Source organism: Metabacillus sp. SLBN-84, from assembly GCF_053629595.1.
In genome coordinates this window covers 14,697-39,503 of sequence record NZ_JBRJIP010000003.1, presented here as the reverse complement: position 1 = coordinate 39,503, position 24,807 = coordinate 14,697, and the positions used below count along the sequence as shown (strand labels likewise).

25 protein-coding genes and 2 other annotated features are annotated in these 24,807 nt (G+C 44.6%); all 25 genes read right to left on the bottom strand.

Features of this window, described 5'->3' with window-relative positions; translation table 11 throughout:
- Positions 1-35: 35 nt before the first annotated feature.
- Entirely contained in the window at positions 36-506 is a 471-nt protein-coding gene (gene rpsG, locus RKD52_RS20430; RefSeq protein WP_029282839.1) for a 30S ribosomal protein S7, read from the bottom strand.
- Between the two features lie 51 nt (positions 507-557).
- Entirely contained in the window at positions 558-980 is a 423-nt protein-coding gene (gene rpsL, locus RKD52_RS20425; protein ID WP_029282841.1) for a 30S ribosomal protein S12, read from the bottom strand.
- Between the two features lie 108 nt (positions 981-1,088).
- On the bottom strand, positions 1,089-1,337 hold the full coding sequence (locus tag RKD52_RS20420; RefSeq protein WP_369735992.1) for a 50S ribosomal protein L7ae-like protein: 249 nt from the start codon (positions 1,335-1,337) through the stop codon (positions 1,089-1,091).
- Positions 1,338-1,463: 126 nt separating this feature from the next.
- On the bottom strand, positions 1,464-5,063 hold the full coding sequence (gene rpoC, locus RKD52_RS20415) for a DNA-directed RNA polymerase subunit beta' (protein WP_454101306.1): 3,600 nt from the start codon (positions 5,061-5,063) through the stop codon (positions 1,464-1,466).
- A 46-nt stretch (positions 5,064-5,109) separates the two neighbouring features.
- Positions 5,110-8,691 (bottom strand): DNA-directed RNA polymerase subunit beta, encoded by a 3,582-nt coding sequence (gene rpoB, locus RKD52_RS20410; RefSeq protein ID WP_029282847.1) that lies wholly within the window; start codon positions 8,689-8,691, stop codon positions 5,110-5,112.
- 259 nt (positions 8,692-8,950) lie between these two features.
- Complete coding sequence (locus RKD52_RS20405; protein WP_454101305.1) at positions 8,951-9,556, bottom strand: class I SAM-dependent methyltransferase; 606 nt, start codon at positions 9,554-9,556, stop codon at positions 8,951-8,953.
- A gap of 127 nt (positions 9,557-9,683) precedes the next feature.
- Positions 9,684-10,049: a 50S ribosomal protein L7/L12 gene (gene rplL, locus RKD52_RS20400; RefSeq protein WP_029282851.1), complete on the bottom strand. Its 366-nt coding sequence runs from the start codon at positions 10,047-10,049 to the stop codon at positions 9,684-9,686.
- 57 nt (positions 10,050-10,106) lie between these two features.
- Positions 10,107-10,607, bottom strand: a complete 501-nt coding sequence (gene rplJ / locus RKD52_RS20395) for a 50S ribosomal protein L10 (protein ID WP_454101304.1) — start codon at positions 10,605-10,607, stop codon at positions 10,107-10,109.
- Between the two features lie 53 nt (positions 10,608-10,660).
- Positions 10,661-10,803, bottom strand: a sequence feature (ribosomal protein L10 leader region).
- Between the two features lie 49 nt (positions 10,804-10,852).
- The gene (rplA, locus tag RKD52_RS20390) at positions 10,853-11,551 is read right to left on the bottom strand and encodes a 50S ribosomal protein L1 (RefSeq protein ID WP_369735994.1); all 699 of its coding nucleotides are present in this window, start codon (positions 11,549-11,551) and stop codon (positions 10,853-10,855) included.
- A gap of 95 nt (positions 11,552-11,646) precedes the next feature.
- Positions 11,647-12,072, bottom strand: coding sequence for a 50S ribosomal protein L11 (gene rplK, locus RKD52_RS20385; RefSeq protein WP_029282857.1), 426 nt, complete (start codon positions 12,070-12,072; stop codon positions 11,647-11,649).
- 171 nt (positions 12,073-12,243) lie between these two features.
- Positions 12,244-12,777 (bottom strand): transcription termination/antitermination protein NusG, encoded by a 534-nt coding sequence (nusG, locus tag RKD52_RS20380; RefSeq protein ID WP_029282859.1) that lies wholly within the window; start codon positions 12,775-12,777, stop codon positions 12,244-12,246.
- A 209-nt stretch (positions 12,778-12,986) separates the two neighbouring features.
- Positions 12,987-13,166 carry a preprotein translocase subunit SecE gene (secE, locus tag RKD52_RS20375; RefSeq protein WP_369735995.1) on the bottom strand — a complete coding sequence of 60 codons (180 nt, stop codon included), beginning with the start codon at positions 13,164-13,166 and terminating at the stop codon, positions 12,987-12,989.
- Between the two features lie 63 nt (positions 13,167-13,229).
- Positions 13,230-13,379 carry a 50S ribosomal protein L33 gene (rpmG, locus tag RKD52_RS20370; RefSeq protein WP_369735996.1) on the bottom strand — a complete coding sequence of 50 codons (150 nt, stop codon included), beginning with the start codon at positions 13,377-13,379 and terminating at the stop codon, positions 13,230-13,232.
- Positions 13,380-13,461: 82 nt separating this feature from the next.
- Positions 13,462-14,118 (bottom strand): RNA polymerase sporulation sigma factor SigH, encoded by a 657-nt coding sequence (sigH, locus tag RKD52_RS20365; protein WP_369735997.1) that lies wholly within the window; start codon positions 14,116-14,118, stop codon positions 13,462-13,464.
- Positions 14,119-14,185: 67 nt separating this feature from the next.
- On the bottom strand, positions 14,186-14,695 hold the full coding sequence (locus RKD52_RS20360; RefSeq protein ID WP_029282865.1) for an NYN domain-containing protein: 510 nt from the start codon (positions 14,693-14,695) through the stop codon (positions 14,186-14,188).
- Positions 14,696-14,698: 3 nt separating this feature from the next.
- The gene (rlmB, locus tag RKD52_RS20355; protein WP_454101303.1) at positions 14,699-15,442 is read right to left on the bottom strand and encodes a 23S rRNA (guanosine(2251)-2'-O)-methyltransferase RlmB; all 744 of its coding nucleotides are present in this window, start codon (positions 15,440-15,442) and stop codon (positions 14,699-14,701) included.
- Between the two features lie 2 nt (positions 15,443-15,444).
- Positions 15,445-15,861: a Mini-ribonuclease 3 gene (locus tag RKD52_RS20350; protein ID WP_454101302.1), complete on the bottom strand. Its 417-nt coding sequence runs from the start codon at positions 15,859-15,861 to the stop codon at positions 15,445-15,447.
- A gap of 2 nt (positions 15,862-15,863) precedes the next feature.
- Positions 15,864-17,261 carry a cysteine--tRNA ligase gene (gene cysS / locus RKD52_RS20345; RefSeq protein WP_454101301.1) on the bottom strand — a complete coding sequence of 466 codons (1,398 nt, stop codon included), beginning with the start codon at positions 17,259-17,261 and terminating at the stop codon, positions 15,864-15,866.
- Entirely contained in the window at positions 17,212-17,907 is a 696-nt protein-coding gene (gene cysE / locus RKD52_RS20340; protein ID WP_369736001.1) for a serine O-acetyltransferase, read from the bottom strand. Before cysE ends, cysS begins: the two co-directional genes overlap by 50 nt.
- Positions 17,908-17,991: 84 nt before the next feature.
- Positions 17,992-18,226 (bottom strand) — a binding site (T-box leader).
- A 38-nt stretch (positions 18,227-18,264) separates the two neighbouring features.
- Complete coding sequence (gltX, locus tag RKD52_RS20335; RefSeq protein ID WP_454101300.1) at positions 18,265-19,722, bottom strand: glutamate--tRNA ligase; 1,458 nt, start codon at positions 19,720-19,722, stop codon at positions 18,265-18,267.
- 78 nt (positions 19,723-19,800) lie between these two features.
- Complete coding sequence (gene ispF / locus RKD52_RS20330) at positions 19,801-20,277, bottom strand: 2-C-methyl-D-erythritol 2,4-cyclodiphosphate synthase (protein WP_454101299.1); 477 nt, start codon at positions 20,275-20,277, stop codon at positions 19,801-19,803.
- Positions 20,278-20,280: 3 nt separating this feature from the next.
- Positions 20,281-20,958, bottom strand: coding sequence for a 2-C-methyl-D-erythritol 4-phosphate cytidylyltransferase (ispD, locus tag RKD52_RS20325; RefSeq protein WP_454101298.1), 678 nt, complete (start codon positions 20,956-20,958; stop codon positions 20,281-20,283).
- Between the two features lie 12 nt (positions 20,959-20,970).
- Positions 20,971-22,071 carry a PIN domain-containing protein gene (locus RKD52_RS20320; RefSeq protein WP_454101297.1) on the bottom strand — a complete coding sequence of 367 codons (1,101 nt, stop codon included), beginning with the start codon at positions 22,069-22,071 and terminating at the stop codon, positions 20,971-20,973.
- 195 nt (positions 22,072-22,266) lie between these two features.
- Positions 22,267-23,349 (bottom strand): DNA integrity scanning diadenylate cyclase DisA, encoded by a 1,083-nt coding sequence (gene disA, locus RKD52_RS20315; protein WP_454101296.1) that lies wholly within the window; start codon positions 23,347-23,349, stop codon positions 22,267-22,269.
- A gap of 4 nt (positions 23,350-23,353) precedes the next feature.
- Positions 23,354-24,736 carry a DNA repair protein RadA gene (gene radA / locus RKD52_RS20310; protein WP_454101295.1) on the bottom strand — a complete coding sequence of 461 codons (1,383 nt, stop codon included), beginning with the start codon at positions 24,734-24,736 and terminating at the stop codon, positions 23,354-23,356.
- Positions 24,737-24,807: the final 71 nt, after the last annotated feature.

The window sequence follows — 24,807 nt, the reverse complement described above, 5'->3', positions numbered from 1 at the left end:
TAAGGATTAGTATGGTTATTGGTTTATATTGAATCCTACCAGCGGTAGTGAGCGAATGCTTTGTTAGCTTCAGCCATTTTGTGAGTGTCTTCACGCTTCTTAACTGATGAACCAGTGTTGTTCGCAGCATCAAGAATCTCATTAGCTAAACGCTCTTCCATCGTTTTCTCTCCGCGAAGACGAGCGTAGTTTACTAACCAGCGAAGACCAAGAGTTGTACGGCGGTCAGGGCGAACTTCAACAGGTACTTGATAGTTTGCTCCACCAACACGACGAGCTCTTACCTCAAGAACTGGCATGATGTTTTTAAGTGCTTGCTCGAACACTTCAATTGCTTCTTTACCTGAACGCTCTTTCACGATGTCAAAAGCAGTGTAAAGAATAGTTTGTGCTTTACCTCTCTTACCGTCAACCATAATTCTGTTGATTAGACGACTAACAAGCTTTGAGTTGTAAAGTGGATCTGGCAATACGTCTCTTTTTGTAACAGGACCTTTACGTGGCATGTTATATCCTCCCTTCATGCGATATACTTAAGTGATATATGACTTAAGGCATTATTTTTTTGGTGCTTTTGGGCGTTTTGTACCGTATTTAGAGCGGCCTTGCATACGTTTGTCAACACCTGCAGTGTCAAGCGCACCGCGAACGATGTGGTAACGTACACCCGGTAAGTCTTTTACACGTCCGCCGCGGATAAGTACAACACTGTGCTCTTGCAGGTTGTGTCCGATACCTGGAATGTAGGCAGTAACCTCGATTCCGTTAGTCAGGCGTACACGAGCGTATTTACGAAGAGCCGAGTTCGGTTTCTTCGGTGTCATTGTACCAACACGAGTACATACTCCGCGTTTTTGCGGTGATGAAGTGTTAGTCTGCTCTTTTTTGAAGCTGTTGTAACCTTTGTTCAGTGCAGGAGAAGTTGATTTTTCAACTTTGCTTACGCGTCCTTTGCGAACTAGCTGGTTAATAGTAGGCATGTTTATGTCCTCCTCTCTTAATGTTTAATACCACACATCCAGGTGGTTCATATTTGGGCAAAAACAAAGTTTTTGCAGAGAGTTTATCACTCTTGGCAAAAACGGTTTTTAATTGATAATAGCTACAGTTACGGCTCCGACTTCTATTCCGCAAGCTTTTCCAAGCTTTTTCATAGAGTCGACCATGTGAAGGGAAACGTTCTTCTGTTCTGCAAGTTCAATGACTGGTTTAACAATCCTTTGATCTGCATCTTCAGCAACAACCAGTTCCTTTACCTGGCCAAGCTTTAGAGCTTTTACTGTTTGCTTCGTACCAACAATTACTTTATGTGCCTGCGATACTTTTTCATAAGACATATAAATACATCCTCCAAAGCAACAGGTTTTAATTAAGCACCTAGGATATACTAACATCGTAAGAGATGGATGTCAACCAGATCAGTGAAACATTTTTCTGGATTCACCCATCTCTTCTTCAGTTAGTTATTCTGCAGGTATTGTTTCACCTTCGGGCTGTGTACGCGGAATCGGATTAACGCGTCTGTAGCGCTGCATTCCTGTTCCGGCAGGTACAAGCTTACCGATGATTACATTTTCTTTCAGACCAAGAAGTTCATCACGTTTTCCTTTGATTGCAGCATCTGTCAGGACACGAGTTGTTTCCTGGAACGATGCAGCAGAAAGGAATGAATCTGTTTCAAGAGAAGCTTTCGTGATACCAAGAAGGATCGGACGTCCTGTAGCAGGGCGCTTGCCGTCAAGAAGTACTTTCTTGTTGGCATCCGTAAATTGGTGAACATCAAGCAATGTGCCCGGCAATACATCAGTATCTCCAGCATCCATTACTCTTACCTTGCGAAGCATCTGGCGAACCATTACTTCTACGTGTTTGTCACCGATTTCTACCCCTTGCATGCGATATACTTTCTGCACTTCACGAAGCAGGTATTCCTGAACAGACGTGAGATCTGTCACCTTGAGCAATTCTTTAGGATCAATCGAACCTTCAGTCAGCTCCTGGCCGTGTCTGATCTGGTCTCCTTCAGCAACTTTCAATCTTGCGTTGTAAGCAGCTGTGTACGTGCGTGTTTCAACGTCGCCTTTGATGACGATTTCCTGCTGTCTGTCGCGCACTTCATTAATCTCAACAACAACACCGTCAATTTCGGAAATTGTCGCCTGACCTTTAGGGTTACGCGCTTCGAACAGCTCCTGAATACGAGGCAAACCTTGAGTGATGTCGTCTCCGGCAACACCGCCTGTATGGAACGTACGCATTGTAAGCTGAGTTCCCGGCTCACCGATTGACTGGGCAGCGATGATACCAACTGCTTCTCCCACTTCAACTTCTGTTCCGGTAGCAAGATTGCGTCCATAGCATTTTTTACATACGCCGTGGCGTGTGTTACACGTAAATGCAGAACGGATCCAGACTTCCTCAATACCCAATTCCACAATTGTATGAGCAAGATCTTCTGTAATCAGATCATTTTCCTCAACAATCACTTCACCTGTTTCAGGATGTTTCAGCGTTTTGCGGGCATAGCGTCCGATAAGACGCTCTTCAAGATGCTCGATAATTTCTGTTCCCTCTTTAATTGAACGTGTCAGAATTCCGCGGTCAGTTCCGCAGTCTTCATCACGGATGATAACATCCTGGGCAACGTCAACAAGACGTCTTGTCAAGTAACCTGAGTCAGCTGTCTTAAGGGCTGTATCCGCAAGACCTTTACGGGCACCATGCGTAGAGATAAAGTACTCAAGAACTGTTAGGCCTTCACGGAAACTTGATTTGATCGGAAGTTCGATAATACGTCCGGCCGGGTTGGCCATCAGTCCGCGCATTCCGGCAAGCTGCGTAAAGTTAGATGCGTTACCACGGGCTCCGGAATCACTCATCATAAAGATTGGGTTGCGTTTATCCAGGGAAGCCATCAGCTTGCCTTGAATAACGTCTTTAGAAGCACTCCAGATAGAGATGACGCGTTCATAGCGCTCTTCCTCTGTAATCAGACCGCGTTTGAATTGCTTAAGAACATTATCAACTTTAGCCTGAGCTTCTTTAAGGATTTCTTCTTTTTCCCGAAGTACGATGATGTCAGACACACCAACCGTAATACCGGCTTTTGTAGAATATCTGAAACCAAGATCCTTCATGCGGTCAAGCATTTTGGATGTTTCGGTAATATGGAATTTCTTAAAGATTTCAGCAATGATCTTACCAAGAATTCCTTTTTTGAACGGAGAAATAACCTCCTGGCTCTGGATGAATTCTTTGACATTCACACTTGCATCAATAAAGAATTTTTCCGGTGTTTCATCTTCAATGTTGCTCTTCGTCGGTTCATTCATGTATGGGAATGAAGGAGGAAGAATTTCATTGAAGATCAATTTTCCGACTGTTGTTACAAGAAGCTTTTTGCGCTGCTCATCTGTAAATGATTCATTTGGCAGAGAGCTTGCTTGAACAGCAATACGGGTATGAAGATGCACATAGCCGTTCTGATAGGCAAGAAGTGCTTCATTTGTATCTTTAAAGACCATACCTTCACCAACAGCACCTTCGCGCTCAAGTGTCAGGTAGTAGTTTCCAAGAACCATATCCTGAGAAGGTGTAACAACCGGCTTACCATCCTTAGGATTCAGGATGTTCTGCGCTGCAAGCATAAGGATTCGGGCCTCTGCCTGAGCTTCAGCTGAAAGCGGTACGTGAACCGCCATTTGGTCACCATCAAAGTCAGCGTTGTAAGCTGTACATACAAGAGGGTGAAGGCGGATTGCGCGTCCTTCTACAAGTGTTGGTTCGAATGCCTGAATACCAAGTCTGTGAAGAGTCGGTGCGCGGTTTAACAGCACTGGGTGCTCGCGGATAACAGACTCTAATACATCCCATACTTCAGGAGATACGCGTTCTATTTTACGCTTTGCACTTTTAATATTGTGTGCAAGGCCTTTTTCAACAAGCTCCTTCATCACGAAAGGCTTGAAAAGTTCAAGTGCCATTTCCTTAGGAAGTCCGCATTGGTACATTTTCAGGTTTGGACCTACAACAATAACCGAACGGCCTGAATAGTCAACACGTTTTCCAAGAAGGTTCTGACGGAAACGTCCCTGTTTTCCTTTCAGCATGTGTGAAAGTGATTTAAGCGGACGGTTACCCGGTCCGGTTACAGGACGGCCGCGGCGTCCGTTATCGATTAATGCATCGACCGCTTCCTGAAGCATGCGCTTTTCATTTTGAACGATGATGCTCGGGGCACCAAGGTCCAATAGACGCTTTAAGCGGTTGTTGCGGTTAATGACACGGCGGTAAAGGTCATTCAAGTCAGACGTTGCAAAACGTCCGCCGTCAAGCTGAACCATCGGGCGCAGCTCAGGAGGAATAACCGGAAGCACATCAAGGATCATCCATGATGGCTCATTTCCTGAGTTACGGAATGCTTCAAGCACTTCAAGGCGCTTGATCGCACGTGTTCTGCGCTGTCCCTGTGACGTTTTAAGCTCTTCTTTAAGCTGGTCTACCTCTTTATCAAGGTCAATGTCTGAAAGAAGCTTCTTGATCGCCTCTGCCCCCATTGCAGCCTGGAACGATGAGCTGTATTTGTCACGGTAAGCACGGTATTCTTTCTCGGAAAGAAGCTGTTTCTTTTCAAGAGGCGTATCGCCGGTTTCCGTTACGACGTAAGAAGCAAAATAGATAACTTCTTCGAGAGCACGAGGTGACATGTCAAGAACAAGTCCCATGCGGCTCGGGATCCCTTTGAAATACCAAATGTGTGAGACTGGGGCAGCAAGCTCAATGTGCCCCATACGCTCACGGCGAACCTTTGCACGAGTCACTTCGACTCCGCATCGGTCACAGACTACGCCTTTATAGCGTACTCGTTTGTATTTTCCGCAATGACATTCCCAGTCCTTTGTAGGACCGAAAATGCGCTCACAGAATAAACCGTCTTTTTCTGGTTTTAATGTACGATAGTTAATCGTTTCTGGTTTCTTCACTTCACCGAATGACCACGAGCGGATTTTATCGGGTGATGCGAGACCGATGTTCATATACTCAAAGTTATTTACATCTAGCAAGGGGCCTACCTCCCTTTTCGTCTTCAGGTTTTACCCTTATTGCTTACTATTCTTTCGTAACTGCGTCTTTTTCTTTTTCCATTGCTGCTGATGAAAGATCATCCGGCTGATCATTCAGGGATAAACCTTCTGACTGCTGTCCTTCTTCATCGTCTTCAAGATCTCTCATTTCGATTTCCTGTTCATCGCCTGAAAGAATCTTAACGTCCATACCTAAACTTTGAAGTTCTTTGATCAATACTTTGAATGACTCTGGAACTCCCGGCTCCGGTACATTTTCGCCTTTGACAATTGCTTCATACGTTTTAACACGTCCGACAACGTCATCTGACTTAACAGTAAGAATTTCCTGAAGAGTATAAGCAGCGCCATAAGCTTCAAGCGCCCATACTTCCATCTCTCCGAAACGCTGTCCGCCGAACTGGGCTTTACCGCCAAGAGGCTGCTGCGTAACAAGTGAGTATGGACCTGTTGAACGGGCATGTAATTTATCGTCTACCATGTGGGCAAGTTTGATCATGTACATGATTCCAACTGATACACGGTTATCAAACGGTTCACCTGTACGGCCGTCGTAAAGGACGGTTTTGGCATCTCGCGCCATACCGGCTTCTTCAAGCGTTGACCATACATCTTCTTCACGGGCGCCATCAAATACCGGGGATGCTACATGCATGCCTAGTTTGCGCGCTGCCATTCCAAGATGAAGCTCAAGCACCTGACCGATGTTCATACGGGATGGTACACCAAGCGGGTTAAGCATGATATCAACCGGAGTTCCGTCTGGAAGATAAGGCATATCTTCTTCAGGAAGGATTCTTGAGATAACCCCTTTGTTACCATGGCGTCCGGCCATTTTATCGCCTTCAGAAATTTTACGCTTCTGAACGATATAAGCGCGGACAAGCTGGTTTACGCCAGGTGGGAGCTCATCGCCGTCTTCGCGGTTGAATACTTTTACATCAAGAACGATTCCGCCGCCTCCGTGAGGAACACGAAGGGAAGTATCGCGGACTTCTCTTGCTTTTTCACCAAAGATTGCATGAAGCAGACGTTCCTCTGCTGTCAGTTCCGTAACCCCTTTAGGCGTTACTTTACCAACAAGAAGGTCTCCGTCTTTTACTTCTGCACCGACACGGATAATACCGCGGTCATCAAGATTGCGAAGGGCATCTTCCCCTACGTTCGGGATGTCGCGCGTAATTTCTTCCGGTCCAAGCTTTGTATCACGGGATTCTGATTCATATTCTTCAATATGAATAGACGTGTATACATCATCTTTTACAAGACGTCTGCTCATGATGATGGCATCTTCATAGTTGTAGCCGTCCCATGTCATGAATGCAACCATTACGTTGCGTCCAAGTGCAAGTTCGCCTAGTTCCATAGAAGGTCCGTCAGCAAGGATTTCGCCTTTTACAACTTCATCGCCAACACTTACAATCGGACGCTGGTTGTAGCAAGTGCCTTGGTTAGAACGGATGAACTTCAGGAGGCTGTACTTATCAAGGTTGCCTTTTGTTTTAACGCCGTCCACATCTTCATAGCGGCGCACCCAGATGTTTTTAGCTTCAACTTTCTCAACAACACCAGGGAACTTACAGATGACAGCAGCACCCGAATCTTTTCCTGATACATACTCCATGCCTGTTCCGACAATTGGAGATTCAGGATTCATAAGCGGAACTGCCTGACGCTGCATGTTCGCTCCCATTAGGGCACGGTTGGAGTCATCGTTTTCAAGGAACGGAATACATGCTGTCGCTGCAGATACAACCTGCTTTGGAGATACATCCATGTAGTCCATTCTGTCACGTGACATGACCGTGTTTTCACCGCGGAAACGGGAAACGATATCTTCATCAAGGAAAGAGCCGTCATCAGCAAGGCGTGCGTTCGCCTGTGCGACTACATAGTTATCCTCTTCATCTGCTGTCAGATAATCAATTCGTGCAGTTACTTTGCCGGTCTCCGGGTCAACGCGTCTGTACGGCGTTTCAATGAAACCGAAACGGTTTACTTTTGCATACGAAGACAGGGAGTTGATCAGACCGATGTTCGGTCCCTCAGGAGTTTCGATCGGACACATGCGGCCGTAGTGAGAGTAGTGAACGTCACGGACTTCAAAGCCTGCGCGCTCACGCGTCAAACCACCGGGTCCAAGTGCAGAAAGACGGCGTTTATGCGTTAATTCAGCAAGCGGATTCGTTTGATCCATGAACTGGGAAAGCTGTGAGCTTCCGAAGAACTCTTTAATGGATGCAATAACAGGACGAATGTTAATAAGCTGCTGAGGTGTAATTGTATTTGTATCCTGAATCGACATTCTCTCGCGGACAACACGCTCCATACGGGAAAGTCCGATTCGGAATTGGTTTTGAAGGAGTTCTCCTACAGAACGAAGACGGCGGTTTCCAAGATGGTCGATGTCGTCTGTATCCCCAACTCCATGCAGCAGGTTGAAGAAGTAGCTGATAGAAGAAAGGATATCTGCAGGCGTGATGTTTTTCACATTTTCTTCAACATAAGCATTGCTGATTACGTTAATGACTTTTTCGCCTTCTTGATCGATTGGAGCATAGATTTTAACGGACTGAAGCGTCACATCTTCTTCTACTACTCCGCCTGATGGCGTGATGGTTTTAAAGCCGACGCCGCTCTCAAGGTTCGGAATGATCCGGTCAAGTGTACGTCTATCAATTAACGTATCTTTTTCTGCAATGATTTCGCCAGTTTCAGGGTCTACTAACGTTTCAGCAAGACGCTGGTTGAACAGGCGGTTTTTAATGTGAAGCTTTTTATTAATTTTGTAGCGTCCGACACTCGCAAGGTCATAGCGCTTCGGATCAAAGAAACGGGAATCCAGAAGGCTTTTTGCATTATCGACAGTCGGCGGCTCGCCCGGGCGCAGACGCTCGTAGATTTCAAGAAGAGCTTTCTCTGTGCTCTCGGTGTTGTCTTTATCAAGCGTATTGCGAAGGTATTCGTTTTCTCCGAAAAGATCAACGATTTCCTGATCAGAACCAAAGCCGAGAGCGCGCAAAAGAACCGTTACCGGCAGTTTCCGAGTGCGATCAATGCGCACATATGCAACATCTTTAGCATCTGTTTCGTACTCTAACCAGGCACCACGGTTTGGAATAACAGTAGCAGTAAAGCCTTTTTTACCATTTTTATCGACTTTTCCGCTGTAATAAACACTTGGTGAACGAACAAGCTGTGATACGATAACGCGCTCAGCGCCGTTAATCACGAACGTGCCTGTCTCAGTCATCAATGGGAAGTCACCCATGAATACATCCTGATCTTTCACTTCACCAGTTTCTTTGTTAATTAAACGCACCTTTACACGAAGCGGTGCAGAATAGGTAACATCGCGCTCTTTGGATTCCTCTACTGAATATTTAGGATCACCTAAACTGTAATCAATAAATTCCAGCGAGAGGTTACCAGTGAAGTCCTCAATTGGAGAGATGTCCGTGAACATTTCTCTGAGGCCCTCATCAAGAAACCACTGATAGGAAGCGGTTTGAATCTCGATAAGATTTGGTAATTCTAACACTTCACTAATGCGTGCATAACTTCTGCGTTGGCGGTGTCGTCCATACTGAACTAGTTGACCTGTCAACTGCTTCACCCCTCAAATCAAGCGTAATAGAACTTGTAATATGTATCCGCAAATGAATCTAGCAGCTGCCAATACACATACAAGGAGAAAACAAAAATAAAAAGGTCTCTATAATTAGAAAACCACTTTTGTCAAACGTGCTATTGATTTTAACATCTTTTCCATTTGTCCTATATTTATACATTTCATTCAAAAAAATAGAGACTTATGGAATATATATATTGGCATTTTATAATGTTAACATAGGCAAAAATTCGAGTCAATCTTTTTCTGCCCTGATAATATAGTAGCCTTTATCCTTTTTGACTGCAGCGACATCTTTAAACATTTCAGAAAGCTTGGCCACAGCAGACGGGGCACCTTGCTTTTTCTGAATAACCACCCATAGCTCTCCTCCCGGACAAAGAGAATGATAGCTTTTTTCAAAAATCTCGTGCACTGTTTTTTTCCCGGCACGGATTGGCGGATTGGTAAGGATAGCCGCGTATTTTTTTGAAGGATCAACATTTTCAAAAAGATTGCTTGTGCGGATACGGACATTTTTAACACCGTTCGCCTCTGCATTTTCTTTTGCAAGCTGGACTGCTCTTTCATTGATGTCAATCATATCAACTGTGCGGTCTCCGAATTCCTTCGCAAGTGCAATTCCTATCGGCCCGTAGCCGCAGCCGACATCAAGCAGATCACCATCTGTTTTTGGCAGAGCAAATGTATTGATCAGCAGTCTTGATCCAAAGTCCACTTCGTTTTTGGAAAATACGCCGCGATCGCTTTGAAAATGAAAGGAATTCCCTCTTAACGTATATGTCCATGACTTACGGTCACTCAGAGCTTCCGGCTGCTGTGAATAGTAGTGATTTGTCATCTTTTCCCCTCCATGTTAAAGGAGTATACCTAAACAGGCAATCATTCATACCTGCACGTTCGGACTTGATGTCAAACGTGAAAAAAAAGCCCGCTGTTATTTCAAGCGAGCTTTGTCTTTTCAGGAATTACTTAACTTCTACAGAAGCGCCAACTTCTTCAAGTTTGCCTTTGATTTCTTCAGCTTCTTCTTTAGCGATTCCTTCTTTGATAGCTTTTGGAGTGTTGTCAACTAGTTCTTTAGCTTCTTTCAAGCCAAGGCCAGTGATTTCACGTACAACTTTGATAACTTTGATTTTTTGTGCACCAGCGCTAGCAAGTACCACGTCAAATTCTGTTTGCTCAGCAGCAGCTTCGCCGCCAGCAGCGCCACCAGCCATTGCTACAGGAGCAGCTGCAGTTACGCCAAATTCTTCTTCGATTGCTTTAACTAAGTCGTTAAGTTCTAAAACAGTCATTTCTTTAACTGCTTCAATGATTTGTTCTTTAGTCATTGTATATTTCCTCCTTATAAACCTATTAGTTTTTTGTTTTGGTACGGGTGGATCAGATTAAGCTCCCTGCTCTTCCTTTTGATCTGCAACTGCTTTAGCAGCAAGTGCAAGATTGCGCATTGGAGCTTGAAGTACGCTAAGCAACATAGAAAGCAAGCCTTCGCGTGATGGAAGATCTGCAAGAGCTTTAATTTGCTCTACTGTCGCAATGTTTCCTTCGATTACACCTGCTTTGATTTCTAACGCTTCATGCTTTTTAGCAAAGTCGTTAAGAATCTTAGCCGGAGCAACTACGTCGTCGTTACTGAATGCAATTGCATTTGGGCCTGTAAGGGCGTCATTAAGACCAGTAAGTTCAACATTTTCAACTGCGCGGCGAGTCATTGTGTTTTTGTAAACTTTGAACTCGATGCCAGCATCACGAAGAGTTTTACGAAGTTCTGTTACTTCTGCAACTGTTAAACCGCGGTAGTCAACAACGATTGTCGTTTTGCTTTCGCGAAACTTAGCCGTAATGTCTTCTACGATGGATTTTTTTGTATCGATAGCGCTGCTCATTGGTACACCTCCTGTAAGAATTAAGATTCCGCACTTATACCGTTCGGTTTCTTTCTTATCAAAAGAAATGCCTCCACGTCAGACATGGAGGCAGTATATATACAAGCGATCTAATTACTAGTTCACATATATACACCTCGGCAGGAAATTAAGCATGGGTAGCACCTGCTGTCTACGGTATAAATGAAGTTATTTAGTTAAACAACATTTTTGATTATATATAAAGGTGACTAAGATGTCAACTATTATTTAACGCCGAAGCTTGAAGCATCAACTTTAACGCCAGGTCCCATAGTAGAAGCAACAGCAACGTTCTTCATGTAAGTACCTTTTGCAGCAGCTGGCTTAGCTTTTAGAAGTGTTTCGAAGATTGTTGTGAAGTTCTCAACAAGCTTGCTGTCTTCGAAAGAAACTTTACCGATTGGCACGTGGATGTTTCCAGCTTTGTCAACACGGTATTCAACTTTACCGGCTTTGATTTCTTTTACCGCTTTGTCAACGTCAAAAGAAACTGTTCCAGTTTTAGGGTTTGGCATTAAGCCTTTTGGTCCAAGGACGCGTCCAAGTTTACCAACTTCACCCATCATGTCAGGAGTAGCTACGATTACATCAAATTCGAACCAGCCTTGCTGGATTTTGTTGATGTAGTCAGCATCGCCAACATAGTCAGCTCCGGCAGCTTCTGCTTCCTTCGCTTTTTCGCCTTTAGCGAATACAAGTACGCGCTGAGTTTTGCCCGTTCCGTTTGGAAGAACAACTGCACCGCGGATTTGCTGATCGTTTTTACGTGGATCAACGCCTAAACGGAATGCAACTTCAACTGTTGCATCAAATTTAGCTGTGTTTGTTTTCTTTACAAGTTCAATTGCATCTTGAACTCCGTAAGCTTGAGCACGGTCTACTAATTTAGCAGCTTCAACGTACTTTTTACCTCTTTTAGCCATTATAGATTTCCTCCTTAGTGGTTTTAGCGGAATAACCTCCCACGAATAAAGGTTGCGAAAAGCAACTCGCAACCCCCCTAAAACAAAAACAACAATTAGTCTTCGATGACGATACCCATGCTGCGTGCAGTACCTTCAACCATACGCATAGCTGATTCAACATTAGCCGCATTTAAGTCAGGCATTTTTGTTTCAGCAATTTCACGTACTTTATCACGCTTAACTGTTGCTACTTTATTACGGTTTGGTTCACCAGAACCAGACTCAATACCGGCTGCTTTCTTAAGCAATACTGCAGCAGGCGGAGTTTTTGTAATAAATGTAAATGAACGGTCTTCAAATACCGTAATTTCAACAGGAATGATAAGTCCAGCCTGATCAGCTGTACGAGCGTTAAACTCCTTACAGAATCCCATGATGTTAACACCAGCTTGACCCAATGCAGGACCAACCGGCGGCGCTGGATTAGCTTTACCAGCAGGAATTTGCAACTTAACCATTTTAATTACTTTTTTAGCCACGAGACACACCTCCTTAAGTCCGTGATGTGGTAATAGGGTTTGTACCCTCCCACTCATGTCGTCATTCTTTATATGAATGATAGAAAATAATCAAGTTTTATGCCCCGCAGAGCGAGACATACTGACTTATGAAATATTATCACTTTTCGTTTTCGAATTCAAGTTTTTTTCTTATAATTTATCAACTTGAGAAAATTCCAGCTCAACCGGCGTTTCGCGGCCGAACATGTTAACAAGCACTTTCACTTTGCCTTTATCCTTGTCAATCTCTTCAATTGATCCGGTAAAGTTGGCAAAAGGTCCATCTATTACTTTGACAGACTCTTTCAGTTCAAAGTCCACTTCAATGCGTTTTTCTTCCATGCCCATATGCTTAAGAATCGTTACAACCTCTTCAGGAAGAAGCGGCGTCGGCTTAGAGCCTGATCCTGCTGATCCTACGAAACCTGTAACACCCGGCGTATTGCGGACAACGTACCATGAATCGTCCGTCATGACGATCTCAACAAGCACATATCCAGGGAATACTTTTTTCTTTGTTACTTTCTTTTTGCCGTTTTTGAAATCTGTTTCTTCTTCTTCCGGAACGATGACGCGGAAGATTTTATCCTGCATGCCCATTGATTCTACACGCTTTTCAAGATTGGCCTTAACCTTATTCTCGTAACCGGAATAAGTGTGGACTACATACCAGTTTTTCTCCATCTTCTATAGGACGACTTGTCCATTCCCTCCCTGCATTTTGACTCTTATATTGCACTCTGCGGTTAGTTTCTTCTGCTGACTGTTATTTTTAAACAATGAAAAAACCCGTCGAACGGGTTTTTGCGGAAAAATAATATTCTCTATTATAGCACGATTTTCTATCTATTATTCAATAAAATAAAACGAAATCAAAAACAGACGCTTTATTTTTAAGATACAAGGCGGATCAGCGATGAAATTCCGTAGTCGATGATGGCAAAAAAGACAACTGCAAAAGCTACTGTCGCAATAACTGTAATTGTATAGCGCGTCAGTTCTTTGCTTTTTGGCCAGCTTACCTTTTTCATTTCACGGGATACATCTTTGAAAAAATTAACAATACGCTGCATGTACATTACCTCCAAGAGAATTCAGAAAGCCTGTCATAGAAATATAGAATCATGTGATGAGTGCTACTTTGTTTCACGGTGGTCCGTATGTGCGCTGCAAGCTTTACAAAATTTCTTGAATTCTAAACGCTCTTCTGTGCTTGACGTGTTTTTCATCGTTGTGTAGTTTCTGCTTCCACAGTCTGTGCAAGCCATAGATACTTTCTTACGCATTTCGACACCTTCCGCTAGTCCTGCTTTTTCTATAAAAATGTACCACACGCAGGGAACCTTCGTCAATCTCGCCTGACAGGTTTTACAAATTGATCTCGCGCAGTTCCAGATACCTCTCAAGCTTGCGTTTTACACGCTGAAGGGCGTTATCGATTGATTTCACATGGCGGTTAAGCTCCTCTGAAATCTCCTGATAGCTTTTGCCGTCCAGGTAAAGCACGAGTACTTTCCGTTCGAGATCGCTTAATAGCTCTCCCATTTTCGTTTCTATATCATCAAATTCTTCCTGATTAATAATCAGTTCTTCCGGATCCATGACTTTAGCCCCGGATATGACATCCATAAGCGTCCGGTCAGATTCTTCGTCATAAATAGGCTTGTCCAGAGAAACGTATGAGTTAAGAGGAATATGTTTTTGACGGGTAGCGGTCTTAATAGCGGTAATAATCTGGCGAGTGATGCACAGCTCTGCAAAAGCTTTGAACGATGTAAGCTTGTCCTCTCTGAAATCACGGATTGCTTTATATAATCCGATCATCCCTTCCTGGATAATATCTTCTCTGTCAGCCCCTATTAAAAAATAGGATCTTGCTTTAGCTCTGACAAAATTGCGGTACTTGGTGATTAAAAAATCCAGAGCATCGCTGTTCCCGTTATGAACAAGCTCAACAACCTGTTCATCCAGTAGAGCATGAAAATCTTCTTTGCTGAGTTTGCCCATGCTGAAATGTGTGTTCATGCCGATCCCCCCGACCGCACAATAGATAGAAATATTATACAGTATGCATTTTGAAAGCGTCAACAGCCTAGAAGCCGCCTCTGCGCCATTTTTCAAACAATTTCAACATATCATCTGTTATCGGAATTTTTGACTGGGGACTGTTTACTTTAATTTTTTCAACCCGCTTTTGTATTCTCTTTTCAATGGCTTCCACTTCATTCAGAAGCTCTCTTGCTGATTTGCGGAGGGCTCCCTGGCCAAAAATGGCCCATTGTTCAGTGAAATCTGATGTTGCCACATGAATCTGTGTTTTAATGTTGCTCAGAGAGATGGCTAATTTTTCGATCCTCTCATCCGCTGTTTCATTTTCTCTTGTATAGATAACTTCCACTCTGTGGTTTTTTTGTTTTTTCTCAATGCCCTTCACTTGATGGGCATCGAAAACAACAATAACTCTGTATCCGGTGTACGCTTGATATTCTGCCATTTTTTGAATAAGAACCTCTCTAGCCTCTGCGAGATTCTCTTTTTTCAATGATTGAAGATTCGCCCATGCACCGATGATGTTATATCCGTCAACAAGGAGGATATCCATTGTCTATTCTCCTAAAGGCTGACGCTTTCTGTAGACCTCATACATCAGGAGGCCTGCTGCTACTGAAGCATTAAGAGATGTGACCCGGCCAGCCATCGGCAAGTTGACCAGAAAATCACATTTTTCTTTGATGAGTCTTCCCATACCTTTTCCTTCACTGCCTATCACGAGTCCAAGCGGCATTTTACCGTCCATGGAACGGTAATCATCCGAGCCTTTCGCGTCTGTTCCCACAATCCACACGCCCCGCTCCTTAAGTTCCTCGATTGTTCTCGAAAGGTTTGTCACTCTTGCAACCGGGATATACTCAATTGCACCTGTTGATAATTTTGCTACTGTAGTTGTCAGGCCTACCGCTCTCCGCTTCGGAATGATTATGCCGTGAGCACCTGTTGCATCAGCTGTTCTCATGATAGAGCCGAGATTATGAGGATCCTCGATTTCATCAAGAATCAAGATAAACGGCGCTTCGCCTTTATCAGCAGCAGCCTTCAGGATATCGTCGACTTCGGCATATTCATAGGCAGCCACCTGTGCGACAACTCCCTGATGGTTCCCTTCTGCCATCTGATCAATTTTTTTCTTCGGAACAGTTTGGATGGTGATGCCTTTTTCTTTTGCAAGCTGTGCAATCTGCTGGGCCTGTCCCTTTACTGAGTTCTCGGCCATCCAGATCTTGTATACATTGCGCGTTGATTTTAATGCTTCAATGACCGTATTGCGGCCAATAATGTATTCTTCTGCCATCCTTACTTCCTCCCTTCGTTTTCTATCAGTTCAAAAGAAGCTTCAATAATTTCCGAGAGGCGCTCTTCCCTCTTCTCAAGGTGAAGATAGCCGATCAGAGCTTCAAATGCTGTGCTGTATCTGTACGTTTGAACGTCTGTATTTTTTGGCACTGTGCCTGATTTTGCGTTTCTTCCCCGGCGGATAATCGCCATTTCTTCTTCACTGAACGCTTCCCTTTTTGAAAGCTCGTGCAGAACGGCTGCCTGGGCTTTTGCAGAAACATAGGTCGTTGAAAGCTTATGCAGCTGGTTTGGGCGCACCTGTCCTTTAGCAAGGAGGTGATGCCTTACAAAAACCTCATAAATGGCATCACCGATATACGCAAGCGCCAGACTGTTCATTTGTTTTGAATTTGGTACTTCCTCTAAGCGAAGCATGTTTACCCTCTTTTCCATCTCGTTCCTTGAGGCGTATCTTCAAGAATGATATTCATCTCTTTCAATTTATCGCGGATTTCATCAGACAGCTTGAAGTTTCTGTCTTTTCTGGCCTGTATCCGCTGCTCAATCAATTCTTCAATTTCGGCGTCCAGTAGTTCCGCGCTGCCAAATTTGAGGCCAAGTATGGCTCCAAGCTCGTCAAATGCTGAAGTAAAGGCCAAAATGACTTCCTGTGACGTATTCTTCTCCTGCAGGTAGTAGTTCGCCTGTCTGGAGAGCTCAAACAGTACCGAGATGGCATTTGCCGTATTAAAGTCATCATCCATCGCTTCTGTGAATAAATTGCGCTGTTCAGAAATGATGCCAAGCCATTTTTCATTATCATCAGTCAGCTCAGAACTGCTTTTTGATCTGTGCTGCAGATTTGTATAAGACGTCTGCAGACGGTCAAACGCATTCTTCGTGCTTTCAAGCAGATCGACCGAATAATTGATTGGGTGGCGGTAGTGAACAGACAGCATAAACATCCGCAAAACCTGGGGATCATGCTCTTTAATAATGTCGTGCACCAGGACAAAGTTGCCAAGTGACTTGGACATTTTTTCGTTGTTAATATTAATATACCCATTATGAAGCCAGTAGTTAGCAAACGGCTTCTCTGTCAATGCTTCCGATTGGGCGATTTCATTCTCATGGTGAGGGAATGTAAGGTCCTGTCCGCCTGCATGAATATCAATTGTATCCCCGAAATGGTTGTGGACCATCGCAGAGCATTCAATATGCCAGCCCGGACGTCCTTTTCCCCAAGGGCTATCCCACGAAATTTCTCCCGGTTTTGCAGCTTTCCAAAGAGCAAAATCCAGGGCATCCTGTTTCTTGTCTCCTGCTTCAATTCTTGCCCCTACACGAAGCTCATCTACAGACTGATGGGAGAGTTTTCCGTAATCTTTAAAAGCTCTCGTGCGGTAATAAACATCACCCTCGGCTTCATAGGCGAATCCTTTTTCAACGAGCGCTTCAATAAAATCAATAATAATATCCATGCTTTCTGTTACGCGGGGGTGAGCATCTGCACGGTCACATCCAAGCGCCGTGACATCTTCGAAATACGCCTCGATGAACCGTTCAGCAATCGCAGGAACTTCTTCTCCAAGCTCATTTGCTGCTTTAATCAGCTTATCGTCCACATCTGTAAAATTGGACACATAATTAACGTCATACCCGCTGTATTCAAGGTATTTGCGGACTGTGTCATAGACAATCGCAGGACGGGCATTTCCTATATGGATATAGTTATAAACCGTTGGTCCGCACACATACATTTTTACTTTTCCTTCTTCAAGGGGCTTAAAGGTTTCTTTTTGTCTGGTTAGCGTATTGTATAACTTGATGGTCATCTTGACTCTTCCCTTCTTTCAATTGTGCGATTTCTTCTTTCAGGCTTATGAGCTCTGCCTCAAGTTCCTTGAACCTGTCTGCCACGGGATCCGGCAGATTACAGTGGTCCATATCCTGATTAATCCGCTTGCCGTTTCGGATCACGACCTTGCCCGGAATGCCGACAACTGTTGAATGATCCGGCACATCACGAAGCACGACAGACCCCGCCCCGATTTTGGAATAAGCACCGACCGTGATGGAACCAAGCACTTTAGCACCTGTCGCAATCAAAGCATTGTCCAGTATGGTCGGATGCCTTTTACCCTTCTCTTTTCCGGTTCCGCCAAGAGTCACCCCCTGGAAAACCGTTACGTTATCGCCGATTTCGCACGTCTCGCCAATGACAACTCCCATGCCGTGATCGATGAAAAACCGCCTTCCGATCTTTGCACCCGGGTGAATTTCAATGCCCGTGAAAAATCTGCTTACTTGTGAAATGACTCTTGCGATAAAAAACATGTTCCGTTTGAAAAACGCATGTGCGAGCCGGTGAGCCCATATTGCATGCAGTCCTGAATAAGTAAGTATCACTTCCAGATACGATCTTGCAGCCGGATCCTGTTCAAAAACGACCTCTATGTCTTCTTTCAGCATTTTAAACATTGTATTCCCCCCAAACCTTCCCCTTATTTTGTCCTTTAATCCAATTGTGAAACAGCCTATAAAAAAAGCGCCTCTGTCCTAATAGACAGAGACGCTTTGATGCGCGGTTCCACTCTGTTTAAACAGGCGATAAAAAGCCTGTTTCAACTTTGGCTCCTTTAACGGGGAGCATACGCTTTTATTTACTGCTTCAAAACGAAGGTTCAATAAAAGACTCAAAGGTGCATTTCAAGACGGTTGTCGCATAAACCTCTTTCACCGGCGAGGTTCTCTCTGGAATGGAAACGGCGTCTCTACTTCTCCTTCTCAACGTGTTTCAATGTATTACACATACTATATTACATTTCAGGCAAAAAGTTAACTGTTCGCACTTTTTAATCTTGCTAAAATCGTTTCTTTACCAAGAAGTTCGATTGCCTGCGGCAGGTCCGGTCCATGAGTCTGGCCAGTTGTTGCCACGCGGATCGGCATAAACAGATTTTTGCCTTTATGGCCTGTTGATTTCTGCACCGCCTTCGTTGCAGCTTTAATGCCTTCAGCCGTGAACGCTTCAAGCTTATCAAGCTCTTCTGCGAATGCTGTCAGCACTTCAGGCACCTGCTCTTCGTCCAGCACATTGCGCGCTTCGCGGTTATAGGTAATTTCCTCTTTAAAGAAAAGCTCGGTCAATTCTGTGATTTCTGCGCCATAGCTGATTTTATCCTGATGAAGGACAATCAGTTTGCGGGCCCAGTCAAGCTCTTCTGCAGATGCCGAATCAGATACTTTTCCTGCTTTTACAAGGTGCGGAAGAGTCAATTCAACAAGCTGATCCGCATCAAGCTGTTTGACATACTGATTGTTCATCCACAGCAATTTCTGTGTATCAAAAACAGCCGGCGATTTAGACAGCCTTGCAGGATCAAAGATCTCTGCAAACTGATCTTTCGTGAACATTTCTTCTTCTCCGCCCGGAGACCAGCCAAGCAGCCCGATAAAGTTGAAAAGGGCCTGCGGCAGATAGCCGAGTTCTTTATACTGTTCAATAAACTGGATGATTGATTCATCACGCTTGCTGAGTTTTTTACGGTTCTCGTTAACAATCAGCGTCATATGGCCGAAAACAGGAATGTCCCATCCGAACGCATTGAAGATCATGATCTGTTTCGGTGTATTGGAGATGTGGTCTTCTCCGCGAAGGATATGCGTCATCTTCATAAGGTGGTCATCAACTGCTACAGCAAAGTTGTAAGTCGGCGTACCGTCTTTTTTAACAATGACGAAATCGCCGATGCCGTCTGTTTCAAATGAAATCTCTTCTTTCACGATGTCATTGAACGTGATGACTTCTCCCTTTGGCACGCGGAAGCGGATGCTCGGCATTCTTCCTTCAGCTTCAAGCTTCTGCTGCTCCTCAGGTGTCAGGTTTGCACATTTTCCTGAGTATTGCGGGGTCTCACCGCGCTCAGTCTGTTCTTCCCGCTCCTGCTCAAGCTCTTCTTCTGTGCAGTAGCATTTGTACGCTTTTCCTTCTGCAAGCAGCTGATTGTAATATTTTTTATAAAGATCGTTTCGCTCTGATTGTCTGTACGGGCCGTATTCTCCGCCGGTATCAACGCTTTCGTCCCAGTCAATGCCAAGCCATTTCAAGTATCTCAGCTGACTTTCTTCGCCGCCTGCAATGTTTCGCTTTTTATCAGTATCTTCAATACGGATAATAAACTTTCCGCCGGTATTGCGCGCATAAAGGTAGTTAAACAGCGCTGTCCGGGCATTGCCGATATGTAAATGTCCAGTCGGACTTGGAGCGTATCGCACTCTTACTTCGTTTGTCATATCTGTACCTCCGTTAATCTCTAACATCTGTTCCATTTTATCATTAAAAACAGGGTGTCCAAAAGCTTGTCCGGGATTTTATTTTTTCACAATCAGAACAGAAGCCTGTGACGCAATTCCTTCTCCGCGTCCGGTGAATCCAAGCTGTTCGGTCGTTGTCGCCTTCACATTCACCTGGTCTGCATCACCTTCCAGAAGTTCTGCAATCCGTTCTCTCATTTGATCAATATAGGGAGCCATCTTCGGTTTTTGGGCAATAATCGTACAATCAATGTTGCCGAGTACATAGCCCTTTTCTTTTACAAGCTGCCAGACATGCTGTAGCAGCTTGGCAGAATCAGCATCCTTAAACTCAGGGTCGGTGTCCGGAAAATGCTTTCCGATATCCCCTGCTGCTATTGCTCCAAGGCAGGCGTCTGCCACTGTGTGAAGCAGCACATCTGCATCAGAATGGCCGAGAAGGCCTTTTTCATATGGAATTTCAATGCCTCCAATGATAAGGGGGCGTCCCTCTGTCAGCTGGTGCACATCAAAACCCTGTCCGATTCTAAACATTCCTTATTCCCCTCTCTCACTCTCAAGTATCGCTTTTGCCATCAGCAGATCATCCGGCGTAGTCAGTTTAATATTTGTATAGTCACCTTCAATGACAAGAACCTTGTGGCCGCTTCTCTCCATCAGGCTTGCATCATCTGTTCCAAGAAATGCTGCAGCCGACGCTTCTTTATGAGCCGCAAGAATGTCAGAAAGACGAAAAGCCTGTGGGGTCTGTACGGCCCACAAGCTAGAACGTTCAACGGTTTCAATCACTTCACTGTTCAAGACACGTTTAATCGTATCCTTCACAGGGACTGCAACGGTTGCAGCTCCATTTTCATATGCTGCTTTTACGAGCTTTGAAATGACGTGTTTTTTTATAAACGGCCTTGCACCGTCATGCACGAGGACAATATCTGAGGTCGCCGCTTTCAGTCCGTTATAGACGCTGTGCTGCCTCTCATTGCCTCCGCTGACCATCTTTTTGATTTTTGTCAGGCCTGCGGCCATTTCTTCAAAAAGAGCCCGTTCATCCGGATTGATGACAAGAAGGATGCCTGTGCATGCAGGATCTTTCTCAAAAACCGTCAAGGTGTGCACAATGACCGGTTTTCCTTCAAGTTCAATAAACTGTTTGTTTTTGCCCGCTTTCATCCGTTTTCCTTGTCCGGCGGCAGGAATAATCACTTCATAGTTCATTTGCCTGCTCCCCTACAACGCTTTTTCAAGCAGCTTGGGCTTCGCGAAAATCATTCGTCCGGCAGAAGTCTGAAGAACGCTCGTCACGATGACGTCGATGTTTTTGCCGATATAGTTACGGCCCTCTTCCACTACAATCATCGTGCCGTCATCCAGGTAGGCTACGCCCTGATTGTGCTCTTTTCCATCCTTGATGACAAGAACTTTCATCTCTTCCCCAGGCAGGACAACCGGCTTGACGGCATTTGCCAGGTCGTTGATGTTCAGAACTCCGACTCCCTGAAGTTCGCACACTTTGTTTAAATTAAAGTCATTTGTGACCACTACACCTGATGTCAGCTTGGCAAGCTTCACAAGTTTGCTGTCCACTTCCTGAATTTCCTCAAAATCGCCCTCATAAATCTCAACTTTAATGGAGAGCTCTTTTTGAATGCGGTTCAGAATATCAAGGCCTCTCCGGCCGCGGTTCCGTTTCAGGGCATCTGAAGAATCAGCGATATGCTGAAGCTCTTCCAGCACAAAATGAGGAATGACAATCGTGCCCTCCAAAAATCCGGTCTGGCAGATGTCCGCAATTCTCCCATCAATAATGACGCTTGTATCAAGAATTTTGAGCTTCGTGCTCTCAACTTCCGCTTCTTCTTCACCCGCTCCTTTTTTCTTTCCGATTTTCCCGGAAATCGAAAACAGACTGATCAGTTCGTCCTTGCGCTTAAATCCAACCTGAAAACCAAGGTAGCCAAGCAAAAGGGTCAGAAAAATCGGTATGATTGTGCTGAACACCTGATACTGAATGTCTTTAAACGGAATAACATTAACAATAAGAAAGGCAATTATAAGTCCGACAATCAATCCCAAACTACCGAAAAGAACATCCGTCACAGGTGCCTTTACCAATGATTCTTCCAGAAGCTTAACCCAGTTAATTACATAATCAACAAGCCAGAATGTGGCTATATAAAATAATATTGCTCCTAAAATGGCCAGAGCATATGGTGAATTAATAAAAGGTATGTCCTGCAGGCTTAACAATTTCATCAGCTGCGGCATAAAGAAAATACCCAGCGTTCCTCCAAGGAAAAGGAAAAAGATCTGCACAATTCGTTTTAACATACCCCCACCTCCTTCTCTTATCTATTATAATCACTTTCTCCCGTTTAAAACGGTGAAAACGCGAATTTCCGGAACCTGTAAACAGATTGAAATGTAATGAGAATCATATCATTTCCGAAAAATGAAAAACAAGAATAATATAACCTAAATCATGATGATTAAAACGTTTGAGGCGAAAGATTCATAAAAAGTTCGTTATATCTGACGGTCTATCAGCAGCTGCTCCTGAAGTCTGCGGAGACCTTCTTTTATCTTTTTCGCCCTTACCTCGCCAATTCCATCCACCTCATCAAGCTGTTCTACGGTTGCGCGCGTAATAAGTTTCAGGTTTGAGAATTTGTTCACCAAATTTTCAATAATGACAGGCGGGAGCCTCGGGATCTTCTTAAGCACCCTGTACCCTCTCGGCATGACGAGATCATCAGGATTTGTGAAATGGGCCGAATAGCCGAGCAGGCGCAGAAGGACCATGTCATCCATCAGTTCTGTATTCGTCAGCACCTGAAATTGCTCGAGCACGTATTTAGGATCCAGTGTTTTATCGAAGCAGTAGTCTTTAATGACAAGAGCTGCCTCTTCCTCGATATCTGAAAGCAGTTCATTCAGCTGCAGCCTGATAAGATGCCCTTCTGTGCCAAGCTCATTAATATAATTCAGGATTTCGTTTTTAATCCGCAGAACCATCTCAATCCTGTGAATCACCTGCAGAAGCTCATCAAATGTGACAAGCTCTTCAAATTCTAGCGCCCCAAGGTTGATGATGGACTGATCAAGCACCGTTCTGTACTTTTCAAGAGTCTGAATCGCCTGATTCGCTTTTGTTAAAATGACACCGATATCTCTCAGTGCGTAACGGAGTTCCCCGTAGTAGAGGGTGATGACGTTCCTTCTCTGGGAAATGGCCACAACCAGGTTACCTGTCTGTTTTGCCACCCTCTCCGCCGTACGGTGGCGCATGCCCGTTTCAATTGAACTGATAAAAGCATTCGGAACGAGCTGGGCATTTGCATAAAGAATTTTATTTCCCGAATCACTTAAGATAATGGCTCCGTCCATTTTAGCCAGTTCATATAAATGAGCGGGAGAAAAAGCGGAGTTTATATAGAATCCGCCATCCACGAGTTCTTTTACTTTGTCGCTGAAGCCAACGACAATCAGCCCCCCTGTTTTTGCGCGCAAAACATTTTCAATGCCTGCTCTTAAGGGAGTTCCGGGCGCAATAAACTGCAGAATTTCCTTCATGCTCTTTTCGTTTGTTTTTTTCTCTTTCTCACTCATATTGCTACCCTCCCAGTGTGATTTGCAGGGCTTCTGCGACGTTTTTGACACCCACTGCCTCTATGCCATTCGGAACTGTCCAACCGCCTATATTTGCCTCTGGAATGATCGCACGCCTGAACCCGAGCTTGGCTGCTTCCATGACGCGCTGCTCAATTCTCGAAACGCGCCTTACTTCGCCTGTAAGCCCTACTTCTCCAATAATAATATCTGTTGCTTTTGAAGGTGCATCCTTAAAGCTTGAAGCGATGCTTACGGCAACTGCAAGATCAATCGCAGGCTCATCAAGCTTTACTCCGCCGGCCACTTTTAAATAGGCATCCTGATTCTGCAGCAGCAGTCCGACTCTCTTTTCAAGCACAGCCATCAGAAGCGGCACCCGGTTATGGTCGATTCCTGTTGCCATTCTTCTCGGGTTGCCGAAGCTTGTCGGTGAAATCAGCGCCTGAATCTCAACAAGCACCGGTCTTGTCCCTTCCATGGAAGCTACAACGGTAGAGCCTGCTGCCCCTTTGGAACGTTCCTCAAGGAAGATCTCAGACGGATTCAGCACCTCTTCAAGCCCGCTTTCCTTCATTTCAAAAATACCCATCTCATTTGTGGACCCAAAACGGTTTTTCACTGCTCTTAGTATCCGGTACGTATGATGGCGCTCTCCTTCAAAATACAGGACAGTGTCAACCATGTGCTCAAGAATTCTCGGACCGGCAATTGACCCTTCCTTTGTTACATGTCCGACAATGAAGATGGCGATGCCTTTCGTTTTTGCAAGTCTCATAAGTTCTGCCGTACATTCCCGGACCTGCGAGACACTTCCAGGTGCTGAGGTAATGTCACTCTGAAACACCGTCTGAATGGAATCGACAATCACAAAAGCCGGATTTGTATCATCAATTGCCTTAGCGATATATTCCATATCGGTTTCAGCAAGTACAAGCAGTTTCTCGGATGTAACACCGAGGCGGTCAGCCCTCATTTTCGTCTGCTTGACCGACTCTTCTCCCGATATGTAAAGAACATCGTTTCCATTATCGGCAAGCTGCGAGGAAACCTGAAGTAAAAGCGTTGATTTTCCGATTCCGGGGTCTCCTCCTATCAGGACAAGGGAACCTTTTACGATCCCGCTGCCGAGAACACGGTTAAATTCTTTGAGGTTGGTTTTAATGCGCGGTTCCTGAGACGTTTCAATGTTTGTGATAGGTGAAGGTTTGTTTGCGGTCTGACCCGGCGAAGAGTGTGCAAAGGCCACTCTCCTGTTTGCCGTTCCTGTTTTTACAACTTCTTCTGTCATCGTATTCCATGCTCCGCAGCCCGGGCATTTCCCCATCCATTTTGGGGACTCATATCCGCACTCAAGGCACATGAATTTCGATTTAGTTTTAGCCATACATTCTGTCCTTCCTTACTAGATTACCTTTTTAAAAAGAGAATCGGTAGAATCAGTGTGTTTGCTCTGAG